The 24626-nt window shown below is 61.5% G+C and carries 13 protein-coding genes; 9 read left to right on the top strand and 4 right to left on the bottom strand.

All coding sequences use genetic code 11. From position 1 onward, the window contains the following. Positions 1-40 precede the first annotated feature (40 nt). The 3 genes from ACR0MO_RS06025 to ACR0MO_RS06035 all read left to right on the top strand — a co-directional run bounded on the left by ACR0MO_RS06025 (position 41) and on the right by ACR0MO_RS06035 (position 4190). Positions 41-1216 (top strand): TauD/TfdA family dioxygenase, encoded by a 1176-nt coding sequence (locus tag ACR0MO_RS06025; RefSeq protein ID WP_170451751.1) that lies wholly within the window; start codon positions 41-43, stop codon positions 1214-1216. Between the two features lie 94 nt (positions 1217-1310). Then, on the top strand, positions 1311-3365 hold the full coding sequence (locus ACR0MO_RS06030; RefSeq protein WP_480890148.1) for an acetate--CoA ligase family protein: 2055 nt from the start codon (positions 1311-1313) through the stop codon (positions 3363-3365). A gap of 3 nt (positions 3366-3368) precedes the next feature. Next, positions 3369-4190 (top strand): enoyl-CoA hydratase/isomerase family protein, encoded by an 822-nt coding sequence (locus tag ACR0MO_RS06035; protein ID WP_170621486.1) that lies wholly within the window; start codon positions 3369-3371, stop codon positions 4188-4190. An 82-nt stretch (positions 4191-4272) separates the two neighbouring features. Here ACR0MO_RS06035 and ACR0MO_RS06040 read toward each other — a convergent pair whose 3' ends face one another. From ACR0MO_RS06040 to ACR0MO_RS06055, 4 genes are all read right to left on the bottom strand, one after another. Beyond that, the gene (locus tag ACR0MO_RS06040) at positions 4273-6756 is read right to left on the bottom strand and encodes a CoA transferase (RefSeq protein ID WP_480890151.1); all 2484 of its coding nucleotides are present in this window, start codon (positions 6754-6756) and stop codon (positions 4273-4275) included. Positions 6757-6826: 70 nt separating this feature from the next. Beyond that, on the bottom strand, positions 6827-7894 hold the full coding sequence (locus ACR0MO_RS06045; RefSeq protein WP_480890154.1) for an aromatic ring-hydroxylating oxygenase subunit alpha: 1068 nt from the start codon (positions 7892-7894) through the stop codon (positions 6827-6829). A 10-nt stretch (positions 7895-7904) separates the two neighbouring features. Beyond that, positions 7905-8543 (bottom strand): HD domain-containing protein, encoded by a 639-nt coding sequence (locus ACR0MO_RS06050; RefSeq protein WP_480890156.1) that lies wholly within the window; start codon positions 8541-8543, stop codon positions 7905-7907. Between the two features lie 30 nt (positions 8544-8573). Next, positions 8574-9827, bottom strand: a complete 1254-nt coding sequence (locus ACR0MO_RS06055; RefSeq protein ID WP_170451763.1) for an MFS transporter — start codon at positions 9825-9827, stop codon at positions 8574-8576. A gap of 358 nt (positions 9828-10185) precedes the next feature. Between ACR0MO_RS06055 and ACR0MO_RS06060 the strand changes: the two genes are divergently transcribed. From ACR0MO_RS06060 to ACR0MO_RS06085, 6 genes are all read left to right on the top strand, one after another. Continuing rightward, positions 10186-10758, top strand: a complete 573-nt coding sequence (locus tag ACR0MO_RS06060) for a TRAP transporter small permease subunit (RefSeq protein WP_480625786.1) — start codon at positions 10186-10188, stop codon at positions 10756-10758. Next, positions 10755-12083 (top strand): TRAP transporter large permease, encoded by a 1329-nt coding sequence (locus ACR0MO_RS06065; RefSeq protein WP_480890159.1) that lies wholly within the window; start codon positions 10755-10757, stop codon positions 12081-12083. The genes ACR0MO_RS06060 and ACR0MO_RS06065 overlap by 4 nt, the downstream gene beginning before the upstream one ends. Before the next feature lie 67 nt (positions 12084-12150). After that, positions 12151-13188: a TRAP transporter substrate-binding protein gene (locus tag ACR0MO_RS06070; RefSeq protein WP_170517512.1), complete on the top strand. Its 1038-nt coding sequence runs from the start codon at positions 12151-12153 to the stop codon at positions 13186-13188. Positions 13189-13426: 238 nt separating this feature from the next. After that, complete coding sequence (locus ACR0MO_RS06075) at positions 13427-13621, top strand: hypothetical protein (RefSeq protein ID WP_170451767.1); 195 nt, start codon at positions 13427-13429, stop codon at positions 13619-13621. Positions 13622-13713: 92 nt separating this feature from the next. Further along, complete coding sequence (locus tag ACR0MO_RS06080; protein ID WP_480890161.1) at positions 13714-14859, top strand: hypothetical protein; 1146 nt, start codon at positions 13714-13716, stop codon at positions 14857-14859. Then, positions 14856-24626, top strand: coding sequence for a DUF6603 domain-containing protein (locus ACR0MO_RS06085; RefSeq protein WP_480890164.1), 9771 nt, complete (start codon positions 14856-14858; stop codon positions 24624-24626). Before ACR0MO_RS06080 ends, ACR0MO_RS06085 begins: the two co-directional genes overlap by 4 nt.

Below are 24626 nucleotides of genomic sequence, written 5' to 3' on the forward strand. Positions count from 1 at the left end.
GCGGGACAGGCAGTACCGTTTAAGTAACGGAGGACACCCCATGACCGAATTGCCCTGGACACCGGATTTCGACACCTGGCCCATTCTCCATACCGTGATCGCTGTGACGCATACCAAGGATGTTCTCAGCATCACCTGGTCGGACGGGGCCACCAGCCAGTACCACGCGCTGCTTTTGCGGGAAAACAGCCCCGACCCCGAGACAATCCATCCCAAGGCGCGCGAAATGTGCGTGTCGCCCAGCGCGATAGATGGCGATCTGGGTATACGAAGTGCACGGGTCGAAGCAGGCGGCGCGGTCTCCGTCGATTTTACAGACAGCAAAACCAGCCGGTTCCATCCCGGCTGGCTGCGCGGGATCGCGTGGTTCGGCGCGGATGACACGCCGCAACCCATCCTTTGGCGAGGCGAGGATCAGCCAGAACCGCCCAGCTTTGACGGCCCCGAGGCGCTGAACAATCCGCGGGTGTTTCTGCAATGGCTTGAGGCCTTGCGCGACTACGGCGTGGCCCGCCTGCGCGGATTGCCCCAGCAGGACGGCCTGCTGGAACAGATCGTCACCCGCATCGGTCCAATCCGCGAAAGCAATTTCGGGCGGCAGTATACGTTAGAGATCAAGGATGATCCTGACAGTCAGGCCTTCACCTCGGACATGCTGTTGCAGCATATCGACCTGCCAACGCGGGAAACGCCGTTTGGCCTTCAGTTTCTCTATACCCGCGACAACACGACGACGGGTGGCGAAGGGATTTACGTCGATGCATACCGCATTGCCGAAGACCTGCGGGTCGACGAGCCCGCGCATTTCCACTCGCTGACCACGGATATCTGGGAATACAGCAACCGGGCGCGCGGCTCGGATTATCGCGGTTGGGGGCCTGTGGTTGAGACCGATGAGACCGGAGGCATCACCGGCGTTCGGTACAACACCTTCCTGCGCGCGCCGCTGCGGGCTCCGGTCCATATCCAGCGCCGCGCCTATCAGGCATACCGGGCGTTCTGCGAACGGGCCCAGGACCCGCGCTATATGATGGTTTTCCGGTACGAGCCGGGCGATCTGCTGGCCTTTGACAACCGTCGCGCCCTGCATGGCCGCGCCGGGTACGAGGCCAAAGGCAGCACACGGTTCATCGAAGGTATCTATTCCGACCGCGACGAACTGCATTCCCGCATCCGCACGCTGCAACGCCAGTTCCGAGCTGAGGCGCAGTCATGATCTTCAAACGAATGGCCGCGATACAACTGACCGAGCGGACCCGGAAAGTCATCAGCACCTCAAGATTTGGCAATCAGGTCACGGAGTGCAACCTGTGACAAAGGCGGATCGTCTGAAACGAATGCTGTCGCCTGCGCGCGTCGCGTGGATCGGCGGCGGGTGTATTGCGCCCGCGATTGAGTACATGCAGGCGGGCGGGTTTTCCGGTGACGCCGTAGCCGTGAACCCGAAACGGGCCACGATCGCGGGCGTTCCCTGTGTGGCGTCGGTTTCTGAACTGCCATGGGTGCCGGATGTCGCAATTCTGGTGATCCCCAAGGACGCGGTTATCGAAACCGTGCGCGCGCTGTCGGCGCAAGGATGTGGTGGTGTTGTCTGCATTACTTCGGGCTTTTCCGAAAGCGCCGATGGCGCAGCCCGGCAGGCGGATCTGATCGACGCCGCCGGTGACATGCCGGTGATCGGCCCCAACTGTCCCGGTATCGCCAATTTCCTGGATGGCAGTGCCTTTATGATGGATCACTTCGGCACTCATGCACCCGGTAAGGGCGTAGCCGTGATCTCAAACGGTGGCGCATACCTCAGCGACCTTGGCTGTGCCGACCGCTCGCAACCCATCGCCTATTTGATCGGGTTGGGCAATCAGGCGATGGTTACGGTTGCCGACATGCTGGATGTAGTATTGGACGACCCGCGTGTGACGGCGGCGAATATCTATTTCGAAGGCATTACCGATGCGGCAAAGCTAAGCCGAGCCGCCGCCAAGGCCGCCCGCAAGGGCATTCCCGTTGTGGCCATCAAAGGCGGTCGCAGTCAGGCAGGCACCCGAGCCGCACAGTCACACACGGCGTCGTTGTCGGGGGATGCGGCCGTCGCCTCGGCCCTGTTCCGACGCTTCGGCTGGATCGAAGTGACAACACCGTCCGAGGCTATTGAAACCGTCAAGATGTTAAGCTTCACGCCTGTCCCAAAAGGCTTGAAAACCGGCTTCATCACATCCTCTGGGTCTTATGCCGTGTTGGGAGGCGATATTGCCGAAAAAGCAGGCCTTCGGATGGAGCCACCCTCAACCGACTCCGCGCCTGCCATTGATGCCGCGCTGCCGCCTTATGTCGGCCCTGCCAATCCGTTGGACATCTCGGACGCGCATGGTTGGCCGCAGGCGAATCAACTGCCAATTTACCAAGCCTTCGCGCGCGACGACTATGATCTTTTCGCGCAAGTCATGTGCTACCCGCCCGATGGCGGTTGGGACATGACGACATGGGACGCAACCACCGGGGCGCTGGCACAGGCCAAGGGGGATCGTCCGGCGGCCTTCGTCAACACTCTGGCCGAGTCCCTGCCGAAAGAGGCGCGGGAACGGATGATCTCCAATGGAATGGCCCCGTTGCAAGGGCTCGAAGACGGCCTGCGCGCGGTCGCCCTTGCGGCGCGATACGGCGCGAGCCGAAACAGCCTGGACGCCGACGCCATGGCTTTGAACGCCGACAGTGGTAAGCTGGTGACAGCGGACCGAACCCTCAGCGAAGCCGAAGCAAAACTGCAACTGCAAGGGCACGGTTTGGACATTCCCCGCCAATGGGTCGTTTCGGGCGCGCATGACCTGCCGAACGTCCACTGCACCTGCGCGCTAAAGGCCATTGTTCCGGGATTGCTGCACAAGACGGAAATGGGCGCTGTGACGCTAAATCTCGCGCCGCCGGATCTTTCGACTGCGATCCGCGCCATGTCAGATCGCCTTGCGGAACACGGCCTGAAGGCTGACGCGTACCTGATCGAAGAGATGATCCAAAACCCGATTGGCGAGTTACTGGTCGGCATCCGCCGCGTGCCAGAGATCGGCTTGGTTCTGACGCTGGCCATCGGCGGTGTTGCGGTGGAACTGATGCAAGACACCGCAACCGTGATCCTGCCCGCACTGCGCCGCGACATAGAGGCCGCGCTAATGGGGTTGAAACTGGCCCCCCTGATCCTTGGCTATCGCGGTTGTCCGGCGGCAGACATGACCGTCACGCTGAACGCTATCGAGGCGCTGTGCGTCTTTGCCACCGCCACCCCCGGCATCGCAGAGATGGAAGTGAACCCTCTGCGGCTGACCCAAACCCGCGCGGTGGTTGCCGATGCGGTTCTGACCCTGAAAGGCTGAGACATGACCGAATACACTCATCTGATCTACGACGTGGACGCCGACCACATCTGCTGGCTGACACTGAATCGACCCGAAAAGCTGAATGCGATGAACCTGAAACTGATCGCCGAGCTACAGGCGGGGCTGGAACGCGCAGACGCGGATGATGATGTGAACGTGATCGTCATTCAGGGTGCGGGTCGCGGGTTTTGCGCCGGGCACGATCTGGATGAGGATGCCGAGGAGGATCGGACCTCGATCTACGAATACCGCGCGCATTATTTCAAACAGTTCGATGAGTTCACGACCCCCTGGCGGATCACCAAGCCGGTGATCGCATCGGTCAACTCCATCGCCATCGGCAAGGGGTTCGAACTGTCCCTTTTCTGCGACATCACCATCGCCAGCGATGATACCCGCATCGGGTATAACGAGGTGCGCTATGGCATTTCGGGCCACTGCATGTTCCTGCCCTGGCTGGTCAATATGAAAACCGCCAAGGATCTGCTGCTGACCGGGCGTGAGTTGACGGCGACAGAGGCAAAGGAAATGGGCCTGATTACCGAGGTTGTGCCGCTGGAAAGGCTGAAAGAGGCAACCCACAAAAAGGCACTGCTGATGGCACGCATGCCGCGTGAAATGCAGCGGATGCACAAGATGTACCTGAACCGGGTCTACGAGATGCAGGGCCTGCGTACCGCAACGGATTATTATCTGGAACAGGTCGCGATCATGGGCGCGCAACCGGTTCCGGAATATGAGGCGTTTTCAAAATCGACCCTTGAAAAGGGCCTGAAGGCAACGCTGGCCGATGCCAATGCCCGATATGAGGGGCTGGATTAATCCCTTTTTCAGGCAAACGGGACACTTGCCTTCTTAGACACTTTGGCGAGGCCTTTGAAGGCCCCGCCTGCATCCGCCTGTCCTACTCGGGCAGGTAGCGCGCCGCCCAGCTGGTTGCAGCAGATTGCCGCGCCAGCATCTCTTGCACCTCGTCATCCGAGTACCCAAGCCTTCCAAGGATTTGCAGTGTGCTGTCGCCAAATTTGGGCGCAGGACCGGGGATGGTGATGCTTGCATTCAAGGCGCGCACCGCATTTGGGGCGGCCAGATCGCACCAACGGCCCATTGGGTGCGTATCGTGACGCACCGCGCGATAGGTGGCTATGTCAATGTCCACCGGACCGTCGCTTTCAACCTGCAGCGCCTGATCCCGCGTTTCCAGCATGGATGCCAAAGGAACAACAGCGCTCGCGCCCTGAGTCAGGCATTGAGACCAATGAGAAAGGGGGCGGGATTTGAAACGCGCGATTAACTCTTCCTGCACTGTGTTGTCGGGTAGCGAAACCAAATCGGAAAGCTCTGCCACCTTGCCAAGCACGTCGCGTCCATCGGTCGGTGCAGCCCAAAAGAACCACCCGTCCGACGCTTCGTAGCAGTGATAAAACGGCCCTTGCCCCAGCGCATCGCGACCCGAAGGCTCATCAAAAGGTGCGCGTCCGGCAAAGTCATACATGAATTGCGCCTGTATCATGCCCCCCGCCGCGGCCAGAGACGACCGCGCGATGTCAGCCTTGCCGGTGGCCTGTTTCCAGAGCAGCGCACCGCCCAGCGAAACGCAGGCCGTCAGCCCGGCCAGAACGTCAATCGTACCTGCATGGGCGTGTTCTTCAGGTGTGTCCATACCGCCGCCAAAGCGGATCATGATCCCCGTGGCCGCCTGCGCCAGATCATCATAGCCAAGATGATCCGATTTCGGCCCACGCATCGGCCCGCCAAAGGCATCCAGTTGCACCAGAATGGCATCGGGGTTGATGTGAGAGATTTCGTCTGACGACAGGCCCAGCCCGTCACGCTGTTCGTTTGTGGCGTTTAGGGTGATCACATCCGCTTGCCGGATCAATCGGTTCAGCGCATCACGCCCGGCCTCGTCACGCAGGTTCAGCAGAACGCTTTCCTTGCCGCGATTGGCCTGCAAGCCGAACACCACCGTATTCCACGGATCGACCGAAGGTGTAACGGGTTGGACATGGGTCACTTCGGCCCCAAACCGTGCCAAAGTCGAGGCGATGGTCGGTCCGGCGATCACATTGGTCAGGTCCAGCACCCTGACCCCGTCCAGCCAGCCTGACTGCTGCGAGGGTTCAACATGCGGACGGGTGGGTTCAGCCAGTATTTGCGCCACGTGTTTTCTGGCCGCTTCCCCGGTTACAGCCGGTTTTTTCTCGACCACCGCATGATCCCCGGCCAGCCACGCCACGTTGCCCATCTGCTGCATCGCGCCATGTTTCGGGTCATCCACGCTCAGGATCAGGCCTGACGTGGTGGCGTGCGGATCGTGCAGCCACTCTCGGGTTGTACGCTGCGCCGTTGCCGGGGCCTTGGCCGCACCAAACAGGGCGTCCCATTCATGTGCGGGCTTGGTCAGAAACGCGGCCTTCATGGCCGAGGACACCCGCGCGCGATCCCGCGCACCGACCGGGTAGTTGCTGAGCGTCCATTCATCCGGCCAATCCTGTGTGTCCAGATAAGGGTCGAACAACGGAAGATCATCCAGCAGATCGCCCAGACCAAGCGTCCTCAGAACGCGGGCCGGATGGGTGGCAACACTGCCTGCCACCACATAAAACCCGCGCCCATCCTGACAGGTATAGGTGCGGTAGAACGGATCAAGAAATTCGGACAACTCAGCAAAGTCCAGATCGCAGGGCTCACCCGTTCTTGCCCGGCGATCCAGTTCCAGTTCGCGCGGGGATTTGTAGCGGTCGGGATAGCCTTCGATCTGTTCGTGGTTATAAGCCAGACCTTCGAACAGGGATGAGGCCAGCGGCACTTCGATATAGTCTCCACCGGTTTTGGCCCGCGACTGCAGGGCAAACAGAACCGACATTGCCCCGTAACTGGCCGCATAGGCCGATGCGAGGTTGAGCGGCGAAAACGACGCCTTGATCCCCATCAGACGCCGGTTCAGCCCCATATCGGTGAATTGCCCGGTGCGAGCTGCAACAATCGCCTCCCACGCGGCCAGATCGGCCAGTTCCGGATCGGTCGAGGCAAAGCCGGGCATAGCCAGATAGATCAGCCCCGGATTACCTTTTCGCAGAACCTTCGCGCCAACGCCCAGTCGATCCATGACGCCGGGCCGAAAATTCTCGATCACGATATCCGAGCGTTTGGCCAATTCAATCGCCTGCGCCCGTCCGACATCTGATTTCAGGTCGAGTTCCAGAACATGCTTGCCACGCGACAGCATATCAAAGGCCGGATCGGTCCAACGCGGCCCGCCGGGCGGATCGATGCGCAGCACATCCGCGCCCATATCGGCCAGCATCATGCCGACCAGCGGCCCGGCCAGATATTGCCCGAAGTCCAGAGCCCGCACCCCGGTCAGCGGTCTTGCCCCGCTCATTCCGCGGCCTGCGCGGTGGCTGGGGATGTGCGCCCCATATGTTCCAGATAGGTATTGTGGAAATGGCGCATCATGGCCTCGGAAAACTCGATGTTTTCCAATCAACGATGTACCAACCCTGATCAAAGCACCGCTGGCTCATGCCTTCCTGCACCGACAGCAGGAACGAGATATCTTCGGGCTGCAACACGTCCCGGCCCCAGATTGCCCGCTTTTCCTGACGTTCGCGCATACCCGGATCAGTGGGTTCGGGCGGTTCCAGATTGATGCTCCACCTCAGTCCGCGATCGGTGCCGATCGGGTTCCATTGGAACAGGGTCAGATTGCCCGGACCGGCAAATTGCGAGATGCCGATATTGGGGTACAGAAACCAGAAATGCAGATCGGTTTCGTCATGGTCCAGATCCAGCGGATAGGCCAGATTGTCCGCCTTCTTGCTGCCGGGAATGAAGTTATAGGCCGCGTTTCTGGTCAGTTCATAGGTCTGATTGTTGATGTCCAGCATGTCCGAGAACGAGATGTGCCCGTGGCGGCAATGCTGGCATTCCAGATAGTTGTCGATCTGAATCTTCCAATTGGCGGCCACGTCGACCTCGTGAATGGCGGCGGCGGTTTCGCCTAAGACGTAGCTGTCCACCTTGGGACATTTCTCGCGCACCTGCGCCTCGATACCGGGCCAGAACTCGGCAATCGGCAGGGCGTCGGGGTCGAGATTGACAAAGATGAAATCCAGCAGGCGATCCACCCGCACCGTGTTCAGGCAAACCTCTTTCTGCTCGGGCACCGAACTGGTGTCCCGTTTGCGCATGTGCCGCAGCGACCCGTCCAGAGAAAAGCTCCAATGGTGATAAGGGCAAACGATGGCGCGGGTCTGCCCGGACCCTTCCACCAGCTTGTGGCCGCGATGGGGGCAGATATTGTTGAAGGCGCGGATTTCGTGGTCCTGATCGCGCACGACAAACACGTTCTGGCCTTGAATACTGGTGGCGACGTAATCGCCGGGCTCGGCCAGCTCGCTGATGTGGCAGGCATATTGCCAGCACTTGAAAAACAGCTTCTCACGCTCTTCGGCAAAAACCTCGGGGCTGATGTAGTAGTCGGCGGCCAGGGCGCGCAGGTTTTCATCTGTTGGGGTCATCTTATCCTCCTCAGGATCTGCACTCAGGCGCGGCGCGTGCTTTGGCGATCTTTGGCACGACAAGGGGTTCACGTTCGCCTGCGCGCACGACGTCCTCGGCATAGGGGGTGCGGGCGAAAACCTCTTCAACCATGGGGGCAAAGAACTCTAACGGCAGGGTGTCATAGTCGGGATCAAAGCTGGCCTGATCCCATCGTTCGCAGAATTCGGCATTGTCATCAAAGCAGGGATGCCCGCGATGGCGCTCGCGCTTGTGTTGATCGAACCCGTCCAGATGGTGACCGTAGTAGAGCATCTGGAAATCGCCATGGGTCTGAACCACCCAGGCGCATTGTTCCCGCACGAACGGACGCAGGATCGTGGCGGCGTATTCGTCATGATTGTAGGGCGCGAAAATGTCCCCGATATCATGCAACAGCGCCGAGACGACCCAATCGATATCGGCCCCGTCGCGCCAGGCCCGTGTTGCAGATTGTACCGAATGCCCCAATCGCGTGATCTGATAACCGGCCATCTCATCATCAAGTTCGACCAGCGCCCTGACCAGCCGTCCGGCGGTGTGACGGGCATCATCCACGGCCTGCGCGGTCAGGAACTCATATTCCTCTTTGCTGCCGTCTTTCATCTGGGTGAAACTGACTTTCTTCATCCTCGCCTTCCCTGTTAAGTGAATTGCGGTTTAGGACGCGTTTTCTTGTTGATTTGCATCCTCCTCCTGAACCCAGCTTTCGGCCTGCAGAACGCCGGGCTGGCCGGTGCCGATCACGCCGACAACCTGCACTTCGCCGGTTTCTGCCGGGGCCTCGACCTGATAGCGCCGGATCAGCGCGACCACGGCCACGGAAATGCCGATAGCTGCAAGCAGGAACTGCAGCCCCCTGCCCCCCAGCAAGGTGATCGAGTTTGGCCCCAGTATCGTTCCGACCAACAAGCCGATGTTCAGCAACAGCACCATAGTACCGCTGGCGGGCACGATCTGAGACAGTTTCAACTGGTCATTCGCATGCGCTGTCAGGATCGAATATGCCGGATAGAGCCCGATTGCGACCAGAACAAAGCCGATGACAATATTCGACGGTGACGTATCGATGGCCATCCACAGACTGGCCAACGCCGCGACAACGCCCAGGCCGATGATCACATAGCGTCTGTCGGTATGATCAGAAATCCAGCCAACCGGGTATTGCACGACGGCCCCGGCAATTAACGCCGCAACCAACGCGCCCGACGCCTGCGCAGCCGTGAACCCTTGCTGCAATGCGTAAAGGGGCAGCGTGATATACGAGGCAGAGACCCCGATACTGACGATAACAATTCCGATCACTGCAACGGGTGAGACCTTGTAAAGCCGGGTCACAGGCATACGCTCGGGCGCGGTGTAATCCGGCGCTTTGTTGCCGGACAACAAAAGCGGCACGATTGACAGTGAGATCAGGATCGAGACGACTCCGAACAGAAGGTTCCCGGTCGGGTCGGGAAACCCGACAAGCGCCGTTCCCAACGCGGGTCCGGCAAGCTGAATGATGAAATACAGCGATAGGACTTGCGCACGAATGCTGTTGTCGGACTTTGCGTTCAGCCAGCTTTCGGTGATCACATAAAGGCCGGGATAGCAGAACCCGCCGAGAAAGCGCATCACACTCCAACTGACCGCATCGCTGGTCAGAAGGTGAACAATCGCAGCGATTGAGACCAGCGACGCAAGCGCGGAAAACGCCCGGATATGTCCGACGTTTTCGACCAGCCTAGGGGCCAGTGCCGTGCCCGCAAGCGCGCCAAGCGGATAGCTGGCCTGCATGATCGAGATCGTGAAATCGCTGAACCCCAGGCTGGCCCCCCGGATGGTCAGCAATGTCGCCAGAAGACCATTGGCGACCATCAGCATCAGCATGCCAAGGAACAGGGCCCAGTTTTCGTTCAAAGCACGTAGCATAGGCTACGGCTAAATCGGCTTGGTGCCCCAAGTATACCAAACCCGCGACATTGCGATGTCGCGGGATAGAAAAAGTCCGGCGCGGTACGGCGTTTTTTTCAGAAGTACGTCAAGGGGCATACGCCTTCTGTCCTCAAACTCGGTCCCGAAAAGGTGCCGCATCTGTTGATGCGCTAGTGTCAACTTGACAGCTTACCAACATGCCGCTCTGATAAAGACGGAGAGAATTGGGGGCAAAGCTGATCATGCGCGACACTAACGGCGTTTTTTCATGCGCATGCGGGCTGTTAGGTCGAACCTGCCCCGAGGAACGCGTGCCCCTTCTGCCTGACAACTCAGAACTTGCAAAGGCGGCTTCGTGACGGGTGTGATGAAGGCTTATGTCCGGCAAGTGGACCGCGCTAACCGGATGCTTGGGCGGATCATCATGTATGGCATCTTCGTCATGATGGCGATCCTGCTGTATTCGTCCGTGTCCAAAACCTTCTTTGTCCCGTCGCTGTGGACGCTTGAAATGGCGCAGTTCGCGATGGTGGCCTATTACATCCTTGGCGGCCCATACGCGATGCAGATGGGCGCGAATGTCCGCATGGACCTGCTGTACGGAGAGTGGTCGGACCGACGCAAAAGCCAGATCGATGTGATGACGGTGCTGTTTCTGATCGTCTATCTGGCCTTTCTGCTGTGGGGCGGCTGGGACAGTCTGATGTATTCGTTCCAATACGGGGGCGAGCGGTCTTCGTCCGCGTGGCGCCCTTATATCTGGCCCATCAAGACCATCATGGTGATTGGCATCTTTCTGATGCTGCTTCAGGCGATCTCGGAACTGTTCAAAGACATCTTGCGGCTGCAAGGCCATGACATGGGCCCAAAGGATGATGAGCCCGTGCATATGGCCCCCGAGGACCTTGACGGAGGACACCGCGGGTGAGTTACGAACTGATCGCCGCGCTCATGTTCTCGACCATGATGCTGATGCTGCTGACCGGGCAGCGGGTCTTTGGGGCCATCGGGTTCGTCGCGGTGATCGCCGCGTTTTTCCTGTGGGGCGACCGGGGCGGATATGATCTGGGCTTTGCGGCTGCGATCAAGGTGATGCGCTGGTATCCTCTGCTGACGCTGCCAATGTTCATCTTCATGGGCTACATCCTGTCCGAATCCCGGATCGCCGATGACCTCTACCGCATGTTCCATGTCTGGATGGGCGGCCTGTCCGGCGGGCTGGCCATCGGCACAATTGGCCTGATGGTTCTGATCTCGGCCATGAACGGGTTGTCCGTGGCAGGTATGGCGATCGGGGCGACCATCGCCCTGCCCGAGCTGCTGCGCCGAAACTATGACAAACGCATGGTAACGGGGGTCATACAGGCCGGGTCGTCCCTGGGTATTCTTGTGCCACCATCGGTCGTGCTGGTCCTCTACGCAATGATCGCGCGCCAACCGGTCGGGCAACTTTGGCTGGCAGGCGTTGTTCCCGGTTTGATGATGGCGACCCTCTTCATCATCTACATTGCGATCCGCTGCCGTCTGAACCCATCGCTGGGTCCGGTGATGAGCGCAGAAGAACGTGCGCAGGTCACATGGGGCGAGAAACTGCGCCTTTTGGGGGCCGGTCTGCTGCCCATAGGCATCTTTGCCGTGATGATGGTGCCTTTCGTGAACGGTTGGACCTCGCTGGTCGAAAGCTCGGCCCTAGGGGCAATCGCTGCATTCTTGGCTGCGGTTCTGAAACGCCGCATGACGTGGCAGGTCTTTGAAATCTCGATCAAGCAGACGCTTGGTATCACCTGCATGTTCATGTGGATCATCCTGGCCGCCCTTGCATTTGGCGCTGTGTTTGACGGCTTGGGTGCGGTTAAGGCGATTGAGAACCTGTTCACCGTGCAGCTGGGTCTGAACCCCTGGATCATCCTGATCCTGATGCAGCTTAGCTTTCTGGTGATGGGCACGTTTCTGGATGACACAGCCATGCTGGTCATCGTCGCCCCGCTATACGTGCCATTGGTCGGCGCGCTGGGGTTCGATCTGATCTGGTACGGGGTCCTTTATACGATCACCTGTCAGATCGCCTATATGACCCCGCCTTTCGGGTACAACCTGTTCCTCATGCGGGCCATGGCCCCGCCAGAGGTAACGATTGGAGATATTTACAGGTCCATCATACCGTTTGTCGCGGTGATGGCCTTGGCTTTGGGATTGGTGATGGCCGTCCCAGAGATCGCATTGTGGCTTCCGGGCATCGTCTACGGAAACTGAGCACGTAAAGAACGAGAAACCGGGTCAACCGGATCAAGTTCAATGAAAAGCACAGGAGAGGACGACCATGACTACAAGACGCAGATTTTTACAGACCGCCGCCCTGGCCGCGCCCGCAACACTTGCCGCACCGGCCATCGTCAAGGCGCAGGCCCCGATCAAGTGGCGGTTTCAGACCTATGCCGGGGGCGCGTTGGGCGAGCATGTGACCAAGCCTGCAATCGACTACATCAACGCCAACGCCAATGGCGAGCTGGAGATCGAGCTGTTCTTCGCAGATCAGATCGTCCCCACGGGTGAGCTGTTCCAGGCCCTGCAACGCGGCACGATTGACGGGGTGCATTCGGACGATGACTCGATGGCGTCACCCACGCCGCTGCGCGTGTTCGGCGGGTACTTCCCCTTTGCCACCAAGCACATTCTCGACGTGCCGGTATTGTTCAACCAATACGGTCTGGCGGATATCTGGCGCGACGAATACGCCAAGGTTGGGGTGCAGTGGCTGTCTGCCGCCGGTCAGGACCCGTGCAACTTTAACACCAAAAAGGAAATCACCTCGGTTGCTGATCTGGATGGGCTGAAGCTTTACACCTTCCCGACCGCTGGCCGCTTCCTGGCCAAGTTCGGCGTCGTGCCGGTGAACATTCCTTACGAAGATGCCGAGGTGGCGGTTCAAACCGGCGAGTTGGACGGCATGGCCTGGTCCGGGATTACCGAGGATTACACCGTAGGTTGGGCCGATGTGACCGATTACTTCCTGACCAACAACATCTCGGGCGCGTGGATCGGATCGTGGTTCGCCAATCAGGAACGCTGGAACGAGCTTCCCGATCACCTCAAGTCCATCGTGATGGCGGGCATCGAAGCGGGCCATACTTACCGCAACCAATGGTATTGGGGTGGCGAGGCCGCGCTGCGGGCCAACGGCGACAAGCTTGAACTGCGGTCAGTGCCAGCCTCTGAATGGGCCGAGGTTGAAAACGCCGCCAAAGAGTTCTGGGATGAGATCGCGCAGGAAGGCGAAGTTCACGAGAAGATCGTGGGAATCTTCCGCGAATACAACAGTGTGATCAATCAGGCGGGTGCACCGTATAACTTCGAATAAGACGTTTCCAAGTGGCCTCGGACCGGGGCCACTTGGACTTTTTTCATCGCGTTTTGACGTCGGCCCGCAGGGCGTACGGCGTGAAACTGGTGGGCTAATTACCTCTCGGTCAACCAAGCAAACGACGGACCTGTTTCGCCGCCATCGGCTGTTTCCCGCCACCCGGAATCATTGACCCAACGTCAACTTCGATGTAAAAATCAAGGCATCCTGAATTCAAATTTGGGGCAGTCATTTCATGTTTTCTCTTTTCAATGCCAACGGCCTGCGCACCGTTCTCGAGCAGGAATTGATACCGTTCTCAGTGTCCCTGGTTATCGCGCAGGTGTTCTTCAAATGGGGAAGCTTCGGTCTGGAGCTTCTTGGTTTTCTCGCACTTTGGTTCGTGCTCGGCCTCATCGTCGTTCCCCTCCTGAGAAAACTCAAAAGATAAATCCGGTTCGCCCCGCTTTGCGGGATTTTTGCGAACTCAATTGTGGTGCATCGCTCTTACGCGCGTGATCGGTGCGCCTTGAAGGTACGCCCATGAGACCGCCAAGGGGGTCCGGCAGGGACCCGTTCGACGACGACAATGAAAATGGCCGCTCGGGCGGGCTGCGCCGGCGTATCGAACGGCTTGTCACCGAACGGTCGGTTCCCGACCAAATCCGCAAACGTGTCACCAACGCGCTGCAAGATCTGGAACGCGTGGAGTTGGGCGGTCGAAATCTGGGCGATCTGATCCTGTCGCGTGATGACGTGGACAATGACACCGATGAAGAAAAGCAAAGCGATGTAAGCGCCGTTCAGTCAGCGCGTTTGCAGCGGGCCATCGGGCGCGCTTTGGGGGATACCGTGCTGTCCGATCTGGACCGTGATCGCCTGAGGAACGCGACCGATCAGATCGCCCAGATCGATTTGGGGGATGGCCGCACCATCGGCGACTTCATCCTCGACATCGACGATATCCGTCCACCCGGCGGCGGAAAGGTTGATATTCCCACCGGAGACCTGAAGATCGATGTCGGCGTTCTGGACAAGTTCGTCGAGGCCGAGCTTTACCGGCCGGAAACCCGTGGGCAGGGACTAAGTTCCGTAATTGACGGCGCGCTGGCCAATATCCGCGACACCTCGCCCAACCTGCTGCCAAATCGGCCATTGAAGGTCGGCCGCCCCGGAGCCACGCTGCCACTGGCCGCGCCTGCGCTGGGAAATCTGGTTCGGCTGGCTGCGGCACAGAACTTTGCCGATCCGACATCTGATCCCGACCCGGATACGGCTTCGGAGCCTGTGATCTGGGATGACGGCACAAATGAGTTGTTGGTCTACCCCGACAAGGTCGAAACCGAATTGGACGATGGCATTGTGCGGGTCACGGTGCCTGTCGAAACCGATGCGGGCAGCGCCAAGATGGTCGTGCCCTTCGCCGTGGGCAGCGAAAAGCGCGTGACGGGTTTGATTGCGGCAGCACCCGACCGCCCGTTGGGCGATCCCCTGATCGCCGAAATCTGGGGCGAGGCGCTGATCGCCTTTGCCTACAAGGCCTTGCTGGAGGTCGCTGACAACATCGCGGGCGCGTCGGGTCGAGACGTCTTTAATGACCGGCTTATCGCGCAAGGTTTGGCAGTTCGGGATGGTGCCTTGGTCGTGCAGTCACAAGCCGCATTCCGGTATCGGAGGGACAAGCCGTGAACGCGTTCTCACCCGGTGATTTTGGCGAACTGTCCTCTCTGCTGCAGGCGCTGGGTCTGTCGAACGCCGAAGGTGAGTTCAACGCCGATTGGATCACGGGGCCCGAGGATTATCTGGCCAGCATCCTTGCCGATGATGACCAGCGCGCCGCCCTGCTGGAATTTGTCGCAACGGTTCGCGAAGGCGAGATTGAGACGGACGCAGACGGGCGGCAATGGATCGAACTGTTCTCGGAACAGGTTCAGGCTGGTTTGGATGTAGCGTTTTTCGTGGTGGTCGATGACCAGCCAGCGGGTCAGGTCAACCTGTTCCTCGGCATCCGCATGATCACCGGCGGCGCGCTGGCGGACAGCACGTCATCGCTGATGTTCCCGCTGTTTCGCGCGGCCAAAACCAACGGCCCGGCACCAGCCGACGCCTTTCTGGCCGGTCAGGAAGGCGGCCATATTGCGCTGTCGTCCGAGATTACTGTCGGGCCGCCACCACAACCGGGCGAGGCCGGGCTGGCACGTGTTGGTGTCCGGATCGCCCTGCCAACAGCGGCGGGTGATGGCGCGCCGGATGTGGCCCTGTCCCTGGGCGGTCTGCAATTGCCCGGCGAACAGGCCCCGCGGGATCTGGTTCTGTCGCTCACCGATCCCAACGCGTTGCAGGATACGGCCACGGAGTTGATCCTGTCGCTTCTCGAAGCGCAACTGCGAGGCGGCGGCGGGGACGAGGTTCGCGCCCTTGCAACGGCACTGGGCCTTGGCGGCGCGCCCGAGATCCCGGCCTTTCCCGCCTCGGATTTGCTGGACCGGGGTCTGGACGCGGTTGCGGACTGGATCGCTGACGTCCTGGGCAATGCACCATCGCGCGCCCGCTGGCTTCAGGCTTTGGCCGATATTCTGGGGTCCGGGGCCGCAGCGGACCAAACCGGCATTGACCTTCCGCTGGGCGGCGGAACCGTTCGCATCGGCTTCATGGCCGAGCCCGGTGCTACGGCGCGGCCCAAGGTCACTGTTTCTCTGGCCTTCGGCTTGACCAGCGGCACCGCCGAGGCGCGTTTTACCGCCGATATCCTGCAATTGGATCTGGGCACTGCAGATGCAATTGCTGTACCTGCGCTTGAAGCATCGCTGCGCTTCGATCTGTCGGGTCTGGCCATGCCCGACGTATCGATTGAACGCCTGATCCTTGGCCTGACGCTGAACGAAGACCGGCGTCCCGATGTTGTGGTTGCGGTCGAAAACGCCGTGATTTCCCAAACCACGCACCCCCGCTTGGATCTGACCAACCCGGATGCTTTGGCGGCGGCGGCAGCACAGGCCGTGACCGACATCCTGACCGAGCTGTTGTCCAATCTCGGCCCCGGCGCGGAACTCATCGGCGTTGCATTGGGCTGGCGGGCCCCCACCGGTGCAGGGGCCGGGTTCCCGACGCTGGATCCGATCACCTTCCTGGGCGATCCAATCGCCCGCCTGCGCGACCATTGGCTGACAATCCTGGAAGACCACACAAGCGACGTCACAGCGGTGCTGCAAAGCCTGCGGACGCTGTTGACCGGAGCGGCCGACGTCACCGGCACGGGCACCGAGGTCGATCCATGGCGGCTGTCGATCCGGCCCGGCATCCATGTGGCGATCTGGCGAACCGATACCGGTGCGCTGGCGCTTGGTCTGGGCTGGATGACGCGAGTGGACGATCTGGGCGACCGCTGCACCGTGCTCGAGATGCGCGGGCGTCTGGCTTTGGTGTCGATCAACCTGTCCTCGGGCGCGACGGCCTTTGTGCCGTCTGTCGATATTGCCGCGACCGGGCGTCCGCGCGGTGGTGGCCGGATGCAAACCGGGGCTGGCGGGCTGTCGGCTCAGGTCGATCACCTTGGATTTGTGGCGTCATGGGCCGCTCAGCCGGGGCTTTCGTTCAGGTTTGACGCACCCAACCCCACGATTTCAGTCGAGGGAATCGAGATCCCGCTGGACCTGCCCGATCTGACCAGCGACATCCACGTCGATCTGATCACGCCCGGGCAATGGGATGGCATCGAACGGCTGCTTGGCCTGCTGGCAGAGCGCAGCGGAAACGCCTTCCTGCTGGCTATTGTCGACTGCCTCGGCTGGCGTCGCGAGCGGCGGGTGTTCGGCGAGCCCGATCCCAACCGCCTGCAACTTGCCGCCCTTGTCTCGGAACCCGCTGACGCGCTGCGGGGCTGGTTGGGCAAGTTGCTGTCCGACCCGATTTCGCGCATCGCCCCCAGATTGGAGGTTTTCGCCGCCACACTGGAAACACCCAGCGGCCGCGTGTCCGGTGCCGGTACGCTTGGGGATCCATGGCGCATCGAGCTGCCCGGTATTGAAAACGGCCCCGGCCTGGCCGCATGGCGGATGCCCGAACGCTCGGAACCAGCGCCGGACCGGTTTGATTCCCTGCCTCTGCACAGATGGCGTCCGGGTAACACAGGGCTTGAGGCAGGCGCGCTGGCTTTGGCCTTGCAAAGTGAATTGCCCGCCGCGCTGAACGGGTTGGGCACCGCAGAATTTCAAGTCGGGCTGGACGCCCTGACGACCGAATGGACCCTAAGTGATGGCATGGTGCGGCCACCGGCCAGCGCCCCCACCGAGACGGTTCTGCACATCATTGAAAACGCGGACGCGGACAGCCTGATCTCGCTTGCCGATGCCGAGCCCTATCTGGGTGCCGCACCGCCCGTTCTCTTCGTCGTCAGAACGCTGTCCGAGAATGCCCCGCCACCTGCGGATACAACGGCTGCTCGGCGCATCGATCTGCGCATCAGCGACCGTGAACCAACGGCCTTTCCGCAGGTTCCGGCAGATGCCAGCGGCACCTGGACGATATTGCTGGCTCCGCGCCCGGACACCCCGGAAGGCGGGGCAGCCGGGCAAGCCGCGCGCCTTGCTCACGCTCTGGCACCGGCATCGAATATTGCCGATGCCGCCGTCTTGGCGGACCGGTCGGCGGGTCACGCGGCGTGGCTTGCGCTGAACGGTATGGCGGCTGGGCCAGACCGGTTGCTGATTGCCGGTCTTGCGGGGGCGAGTATCGATCCCCTTTCGTCCGAAGCATCCGAGGCGCTGAGCCGTTTGGACGAGCTGTTGCCCCCCATCGATCCGGCAGAGCCTGACGATCCTGATCTGGCACTGGGCAGGCAGTTGATCGGTCAACGGCGCAATGGCCGCCCCCTGTCCGAACTTGCGCCGCCCGCCGGTTGGACCGGCGCGGTGCGTGCGGGCCTTGAAATCCATCTTTTGCATGGCGTGATCCAGCGCGATGTGATCCAGCGCGCGATGACGGCCGTTACGGCGGCCGGGCTCAGCGCCTACGCCGTGGGCCGTGCCGCACGATCCAGCGCCAAACGTATCGAGGCGGCAGGGCTTGGCGTCTATCTGCCCGTCGGTGAAGCCCCGGCAAACGGCACCATTGGCTTCGAAGGCCGGGCCATGGCCGAGCTGTTATCGACCGGTCTTGACCGCGATGGCCTCTCGGTACCTCAAATCACCGCCCGCCTTGCCAGCAAGGTTGTGGTTTCGGGCCGGATCACCCGAGGAGATGGCTGGTTGATCGGCGGTCCGGACAGCGACGATGCCGCTGCCCCCCTCGCGCTTCGGTCCATCGAAGTATCGGCCTGCGTCGGTACGGGCGGCACATCCGAGCCGGAAACGGATGGCATAGAACTTATCTTCCACGGTGTTCGGATACTGGGCGAAAGCCATGCCCGGCTGGCGATCACCCCCGACAGTCTCAGCGATCCGGGCCTCGCCAGCGCGGCCCCGACAGCCCCCGGCATACGCGAGTTGCTGGCTGAAATCGTTGCCGAAGCCTCAATCGCACCTGCGGCAGGCATGTCCGAATTGCTCGACCTGCTACGAGCGACCGGCATTCTAGGCGCAGACGATGCCTTTGACCCGCTGTCCCTGTCGCATTGGATCGACGACCCAACCGCACAGCTTCAGGTCGCGTTGGGTGATCCCGGCCTCGGCACGGACCTGTTGGCGCTGGTGCAGTCCTTCGTGGCGGGCAACGGCAGCGGAATTTCATTCGACAGCGCTCAGAACCGACTAAACGTCTCGCTCAGCGGCAGCGCCGATGACCTGATCTTTGGTCAGTGGTCGCTTGAGGCCAGCCTTGGCGCGTCCGGCCTTCTGTCAGGCGCGCTGGAGTTCGGGGTTCCCGATGGCCTTGGTCTACAGGTGGGCTTCGCGCCCTTCTCGGCGCAGATCACCCTGCCCGGCGGGCTACCTGACATTCCCGCATCAATGCCGCTGTGGCCCGATCCGAATTTCGTGTCCCATCTGCGGGCCGTGCCTCCGATCCTGTCCGCACTTGCGCTTTCCCGACTGCTGGAAGGCTTGCGCAGTTTCGATCCCGCCGTGACGCCTATTGTCGATGCAGGGCTTGCAGCCTTTGGCCTGAACGCCGAGCCGGTTCGGGTGCCTCCGATCCTGTTCACCAATCCCGGCGTTTGGTTTAGCCAGGCGGATGTGCTGGGCGGCCCGGGCGGTGGAGTACGCGCGGCGCGGGTGATTGCCGTCATGGATGCGCTGCGGCCATTGATTGGCGTGGGCGGCGGATCCGGTGTCTGGACGCTGTCGCAGGGCGTCGATCTGGTTGCACGAGACGCCGGCGGCCTGGTGCTGGAATTCCAGATCGACCCCAGCGCATTCCTTCCCGACGGCGACATTGCCTTTGGCGGAGCCTTCGGTCTGCGCTTTCCAACCTCAGGCGGGCAGACGCGGCCAGAGGTTTCGTTCTTTGCCGGTTTGCCGGGCGGAACCCCCGGTACACGCGCGGTCCACCTGTCGGTATCCGGCGACATCGTGCGCTTGTTGCTGCGTCCCGATACCGGTGCCGACATCGAAATTTATCCCGGCCCACCCGACCTGACCAGCCTGTTGACAACGGCCCTTGTGGCGGCGTTGCCGCAGGCTTTGGACGCCATTGTGGATACCGGCACCGATGTCGGGGATGTGGTGGCCGATATTGGCGACGCCCTCGCGCTGCGCGTCGCGGGCAGCTTTGACGCGGGTGAGCTGGCTGACTGGGCCGCTGATCCGCAAGGCAGTCTGGCCGCCCGATGGCCGACGCTTTTGTCCAGCGGGTTGGCCCAACTGGGTCCGGTTCTGCCAGCCGGGGTTTCGGTTGCTGGCACGGCAAGCGGGCTGCGCGTGACCGTCGCCAATGCAGGCACACCCGGTTCATCGGTATCGGTGGAACTGTTCACGGCACCTTTGGCGGTCGAGTTTGCCGCCGATCTGACGGCCATTCCTTTTGTAGAAGACATCGACGTGCTTGTCCGCGTCGATGCTGGCGGTCTGGCCCGTCTGAATACCACCATAGGCCCCGCTGCTATTCCGGTCGCCGATGGATTTGTCCTGCGCCCGATTGTTGAAATGGACGTCGGCAGCAGCGTTGCGACCCCCGAGATCAGCACAGGCCTGTCCTTCGATCCGGCAGCAAATCAGGTGCTGCGTCTGACCTACGACTTCCAGACACAGCAATTCCGACTGGGCGTCGGCGCGGACACCCCGGCCGAAATCGCCGCCGCACTGATGCATCTGGCGGTGGAACTTGTCGGTGGGTTTGTCCTTGGCCTTGAAGAGGTTGACGCACTGCTCGATCTGCCAGTCGGATCAAGCGATGTGCGCGGCATTTTGGGCGGTGTTGTCCTGACGCCCGGCGGTGCGTTGGACTCGGACTTCTTCCGCGTTCTGCCGGGTGACGGCGAAGACATCGAAGCGCTGCTGCTGACCAAGCTGGACCGGCTGCTGACCCTCATCGAAAACATCGCCGATGCCGGGCCCAGCGTGCGCGTCGGTGGCGAGGTGGATATCGGCATTGCCCGCGTCGGAAACTCCATCGGCCTGTCACTTGGCATCGCCAACAAGTTCGAGATTGTCGGCGGGGACATAGCGATCTGGCTGGAGAATGACAGCCGCTGGATCAACGGGGATGTGGATCCCGGCCTTCAGATCGGATTGCTGAGCACAAGCGGCGGGCTGGATTTCGCCCCGACGCTGGCCGTCAACGGCATCGGGATCAGGATCGGGCGCAGCAACGCTCCGCTTGTGAAATCCCCCATCGCGCTGGGATCAATTGCGATACACGCCTTTGCACGCGTTGAGACTGGCGAGGTTCTGGGCGGTGCTCAGGTCGAACTTGCCGAAGTGGGCGCAGCCGTCGGCGGCGGGTCCGGCGACAATGCGGTGGCCTCTGGCCTGCTGAGCGAAACCAATGACGGCGACGCTGCTCTTGCCCCTGCGTTCAGCCCGGCCCTGTCGGTCCAAACCTTGTCCGGCGGCGGTTTCAGGTTCGGGTTCCGCGCAGGCGAAGGATCGGGGCCGTGGTGGCTGCCGATTCGCAAGGGCTTTGGCCCGCTTTATGTCGATCAGATCGGTCTGGGTGCGCAATCGGATGAAACCGACGGGCTGCAATCCATTTCGCTGCTCTTCGATGGTTCGGTCACGATTGCCGGGCTGGCAGCCAGTGTTGATGATCTGGAACTGATTTACAGAACGGATCGGGGTGGCCTGCTGGACAGCGCATCCTGGGGCGTCGATCTGGCCGGGCTGGGTATCTCAGCCGATCTGTCCGGGATCAGCCTTGCCGGTGGATTGCGCAAATTCGGTGAAACGCCGGATATCGAATATGTCGGCATGATCGCCGCGCGGTTCGCGGTTTACGGCCTGTCGATCTATGGCGGCTACGCCTCCACCTCGGACGATCAAGGGCGCTATACCGCCTTCTTCGCGGTTGGGTCTTTCCTTGGTCCAATCGGCGGGGCGCCGGCCTTCTTCCTGACCGGGATTGGCGGCGGCTTTGGCATCAACCGCGATCTGGTGCCACCCACGGATCTGGGCGATTTTGGTGATTTCGTTCTGATTCAGGCACTTGACCCTGCGGCAGACCTGCCCACGGACGTCATTGCCTACCTTGAGGAAGTGCGCAACACCTTCCCCGCCATTCGCGGCAAGTTCTGGTTCGCTGCGGGGATCAGCTTTACCTCATTTGCGCTGGTCGACGGGATCGCCGTTGTGGCCGTCGAATTCGGTAACGGGTTCGAGTTGTCGATCTTTGGCCTGGCCCGGATGGCCCTTCCCAGACCGCAATTCGCGCTTGTTTCTATCGAGCTCGGCCTGCTGGCGCGGTTCTCGACCGAAGAGGGTGTTATCTGGATTCAGGCGCAGCTGACCGACAATTCCTGGCTGCTGCACCCCAGCGCGCGCCTGACCGGCGGCTTTGCCTATGTCAGTTGGTTCAAGGGGCCGAACCGGGGGCAGTTTGTCCTGACGCTGGGCGGGTATCACCCGAATTTCGACGCCGAAGGCTATCCGGTTGTTCCCCGGCTTGGATATAACTGGTCGGTTTCCTCGAACATCGTCATCAAGGCCGAGAACTACTTTGCTCTGACCTCCGAGGCGATCATGGGCGGCGGATTGTTCGAAGCGTCCGCCAAATTCGGGCCGGTGTTCGCGTCTCTGGGCTGGGGCGGCAACGCCATCGTATATTTCGATCCCTTCCGCTACGAGGCCGACGCTTACGCACGGATTTCGGCGGGTATCCGGATCAAGACGTGGTTCGGAACGATCAAACTGTCCTTCACGCTCAGCGCTGAAATTCAGGTCGCCGGGCCAGAGTTCCACGGCAAGGCACGGATCAAGATCGGGCCCATCGACGTCACGGTCAAATTCGGCAAACAGGGCGATCCGCCGATCCAGTACATCTCGTGGGTGGATTTCTCGGCCAAGTATCTGGAGCTGGCAAGCGGCAATTTGGCCGAGGCGCTGTCCGGCATCGCCGGGCGCGGTGCGCTGCCGCCCGCCAGCAATGACGGCGAGCCGCCCGGTACCGCCGACGGGTCCGAGGCCAATCCGTTCGACGTCATGAGCGAGTTTGAGTTGTCGCTGACCAGTACCATTCCGCTGACCCGGATCATCCGGCCGGGGCGCGCTCCGATCGAGCGTGATCCCACGTCCACGCTGGGGGTGGCCCCGGTCAACCTGATCGTTTCCGAGATCACTTTGTCGCTGCAACTGCGCCGCCTTGACCGCCCGAATGACGAGCGGCTGGATGATCTGGACAAGATCAAGATGACCACCCGCAACACCGGTGCATTCCCGGTCGGCGTCTGGGGGCCGCCACAGGGGTTGGATGACAAGAAAGTGCCAAAAGGCAAGGTGATCGGCGCGACCGAAGGCGTGGACCTGCGTTTTGTGCCCGAGTTCTTCAACCGCCGCCCGGATGCCTCAACCGGCGGTGTGGCGTTCAATCAGGTCGAATCCGATCTGCGCAAACCTCTGCCATTGCGCGATGTGGGGCAGTTCTTCGTCGCGGTGGCGATACTGGCCACCGAACATCGCACTTTGCTGAGTTCAATCAACGACCTTCAGATGGCGCAGTTGTCAGCGGAGTTCCAGCAGGATCAACGCCTTCGCGTCGGCGCAACCGGTGCCCGTGCCTTTGACCGCAGCCGCCGGACACCGATGCGGGTTGGTCTGCTGACTGAACGCATCGTCAGTGACGCGGCACCCGGTGCCAAACGCGAAGTGCTGCGGACGCCGCCCGAACGCCGCCCCATCCGCTTTGGCACGCCCCGGCTGCGCGGGCAGTTGGCGCTGCCCAACGTGTCACTGGGCGAGGCTGGTGGCGCACTGGCAGCACGTGTCACCCGCGTTCCGGCCGACCGGGCGCGCCGTGCGAAACGTGTCCGCCCGCCTGTGCTGGATGAGGTTCTGGCCGCACGGGTCGATCGGGCTCCGGCCCTCTTGTTGCGGGCCGCCTCAGCCGATGCGCGGGTCGGACGCACGGTTGTTGCCGAGCAACGCGTTCCCCTGACGCTGGCGGCTGGCGTTCAGGCGTCCTCCAGCGCGACACGCGCATCCGGCCCGACCCGGGACCGGTTGGCGGCCACCGCCCTGATGGCCGGGGCCAAACCGCCTCGGGGCGCGCGTACGGACAAAATAAAGCCCACAGGGCTGGCCCCCGGGGAAATCGCTGTCTTTGATCTGCCGGGTGCGGCCCGCTCGCCCCGGTTTGAAACAAGCGGTGTGGTCGCGCTGAACGGTCCTGCCCGTATTGTCGCCATCGGTCTGGACGGACGCGTCCTGTCGGACAGCGCCGGTGACGCGCGGCGGGTCAAGCTGCCCAAGGGAACAGCCGCCTATGCCGTCGTGGCAGGTGATGACGGGGCCGCCACCCCGGAATTCGCCGGGTGGACCGAATCCGAGTCGGTTGCCTATTTCGGGCGGTCGCTGGCCCTGTGCCGGGGCGGCTTCCTCTATGCCGAAGGCGCAAGCCGCGTGCGCGGCGGACGGGCTGGTGGCACCGGCTGGTTCCGGGCATCGCACCTGACGGATCAGTCTGCCCTTGTCGAAACCCGCTTTGACCGGCCCGCCACATCCGTCGCCCTGTTGCTGGAAGGTGAGATTGTCGCAGAAGATCTGGAATCCCTCGCAATTTCCGTGCGCGGGGCCGAGGCGCTGGACGACAAGCCCATCCTCGCCCCGTTCGATGGCAAAACCCTGGTCGTGTACTCGCTGAAACCGCAGGACGATTCAGGCTTTGCGGTTCGGGTCGCCGGGCTGGTCCCCGGTCGTCTGGATGGGGTCATCGCGGCGCAGTTGCAGCCGGATCGTCTTGTTACCCGACTGCTGAACGAAAGCGTATCGCTTTCGGTCGGTCTGCTGCGCGGCAAGGGTGCGCGGCTCACGTTCAAATGGAGTCCCCCGGCAGATGTCACGCCGCGGCAGGACGAATACCAGGAGTTCTAG

This window comes from Ruegeria sp. K5 (genome assembly GCF_056531805.1).

What these genes read in the sequence shown, in the direction of transcription:
- ACR0MO_RS06025 (WP_170451751.1), top strand. Translation starts at nt 41, where the DNA reads ATGACCGAATTGCCCTGGACACCGGATTTCGACACCTGGCCCATTCTC.
- ACR0MO_RS06035 (WP_170621486.1), top strand. Translation starts at nt 3,369, where the DNA reads ATGACCGAATACACTCATCTGATCTACGACGTGGACGCCGACCACATC.
- ACR0MO_RS06040 (WP_480890151.1), bottom strand. Translation starts at nt 6,756, where the DNA reads ATGAGCGGGGCAAGACCGCTGACCGGGGTGCGGGCTCTGGACTTCGGG.
- ACR0MO_RS06045 (WP_480890154.1), bottom strand. Translation starts at nt 7,894, where the DNA reads ATGACCCCAACAGATGAAAACCTGCGCGCCCTGGCCGCCGACTACTAC.
- ACR0MO_RS06050 (WP_480890156.1), bottom strand. Translation starts at nt 8,543, where the DNA reads ATGAAGAAAGTCAGTTTCACCCAGATGAAAGACGGCAGCAAAGAGGAA.
- ACR0MO_RS06055 (WP_170451763.1), bottom strand. Translation starts at nt 9,827, where the DNA reads ATGCTACGTGCTTTGAACGAAAACTGGGCCCTGTTCCTTGGCATGCTG.
- ACR0MO_RS06070 (WP_170517512.1), top strand. Translation starts at nt 12,151, where the DNA reads ATGACTACAAGACGCAGATTTTTACAGACCGCCGCCCTGGCCGCGCCC.
- ACR0MO_RS06075 (WP_170451767.1), top strand. Translation starts at nt 13,427, where the DNA reads ATGTTTTCTCTTTTCAATGCCAACGGCCTGCGCACCGTTCTCGAGCAG.
- ACR0MO_RS06080 (WP_480890161.1), top strand. Translation starts at nt 13,714, where the DNA reads ATGAGACCGCCAAGGGGGTCCGGCAGGGACCCGTTCGACGACGACAAT.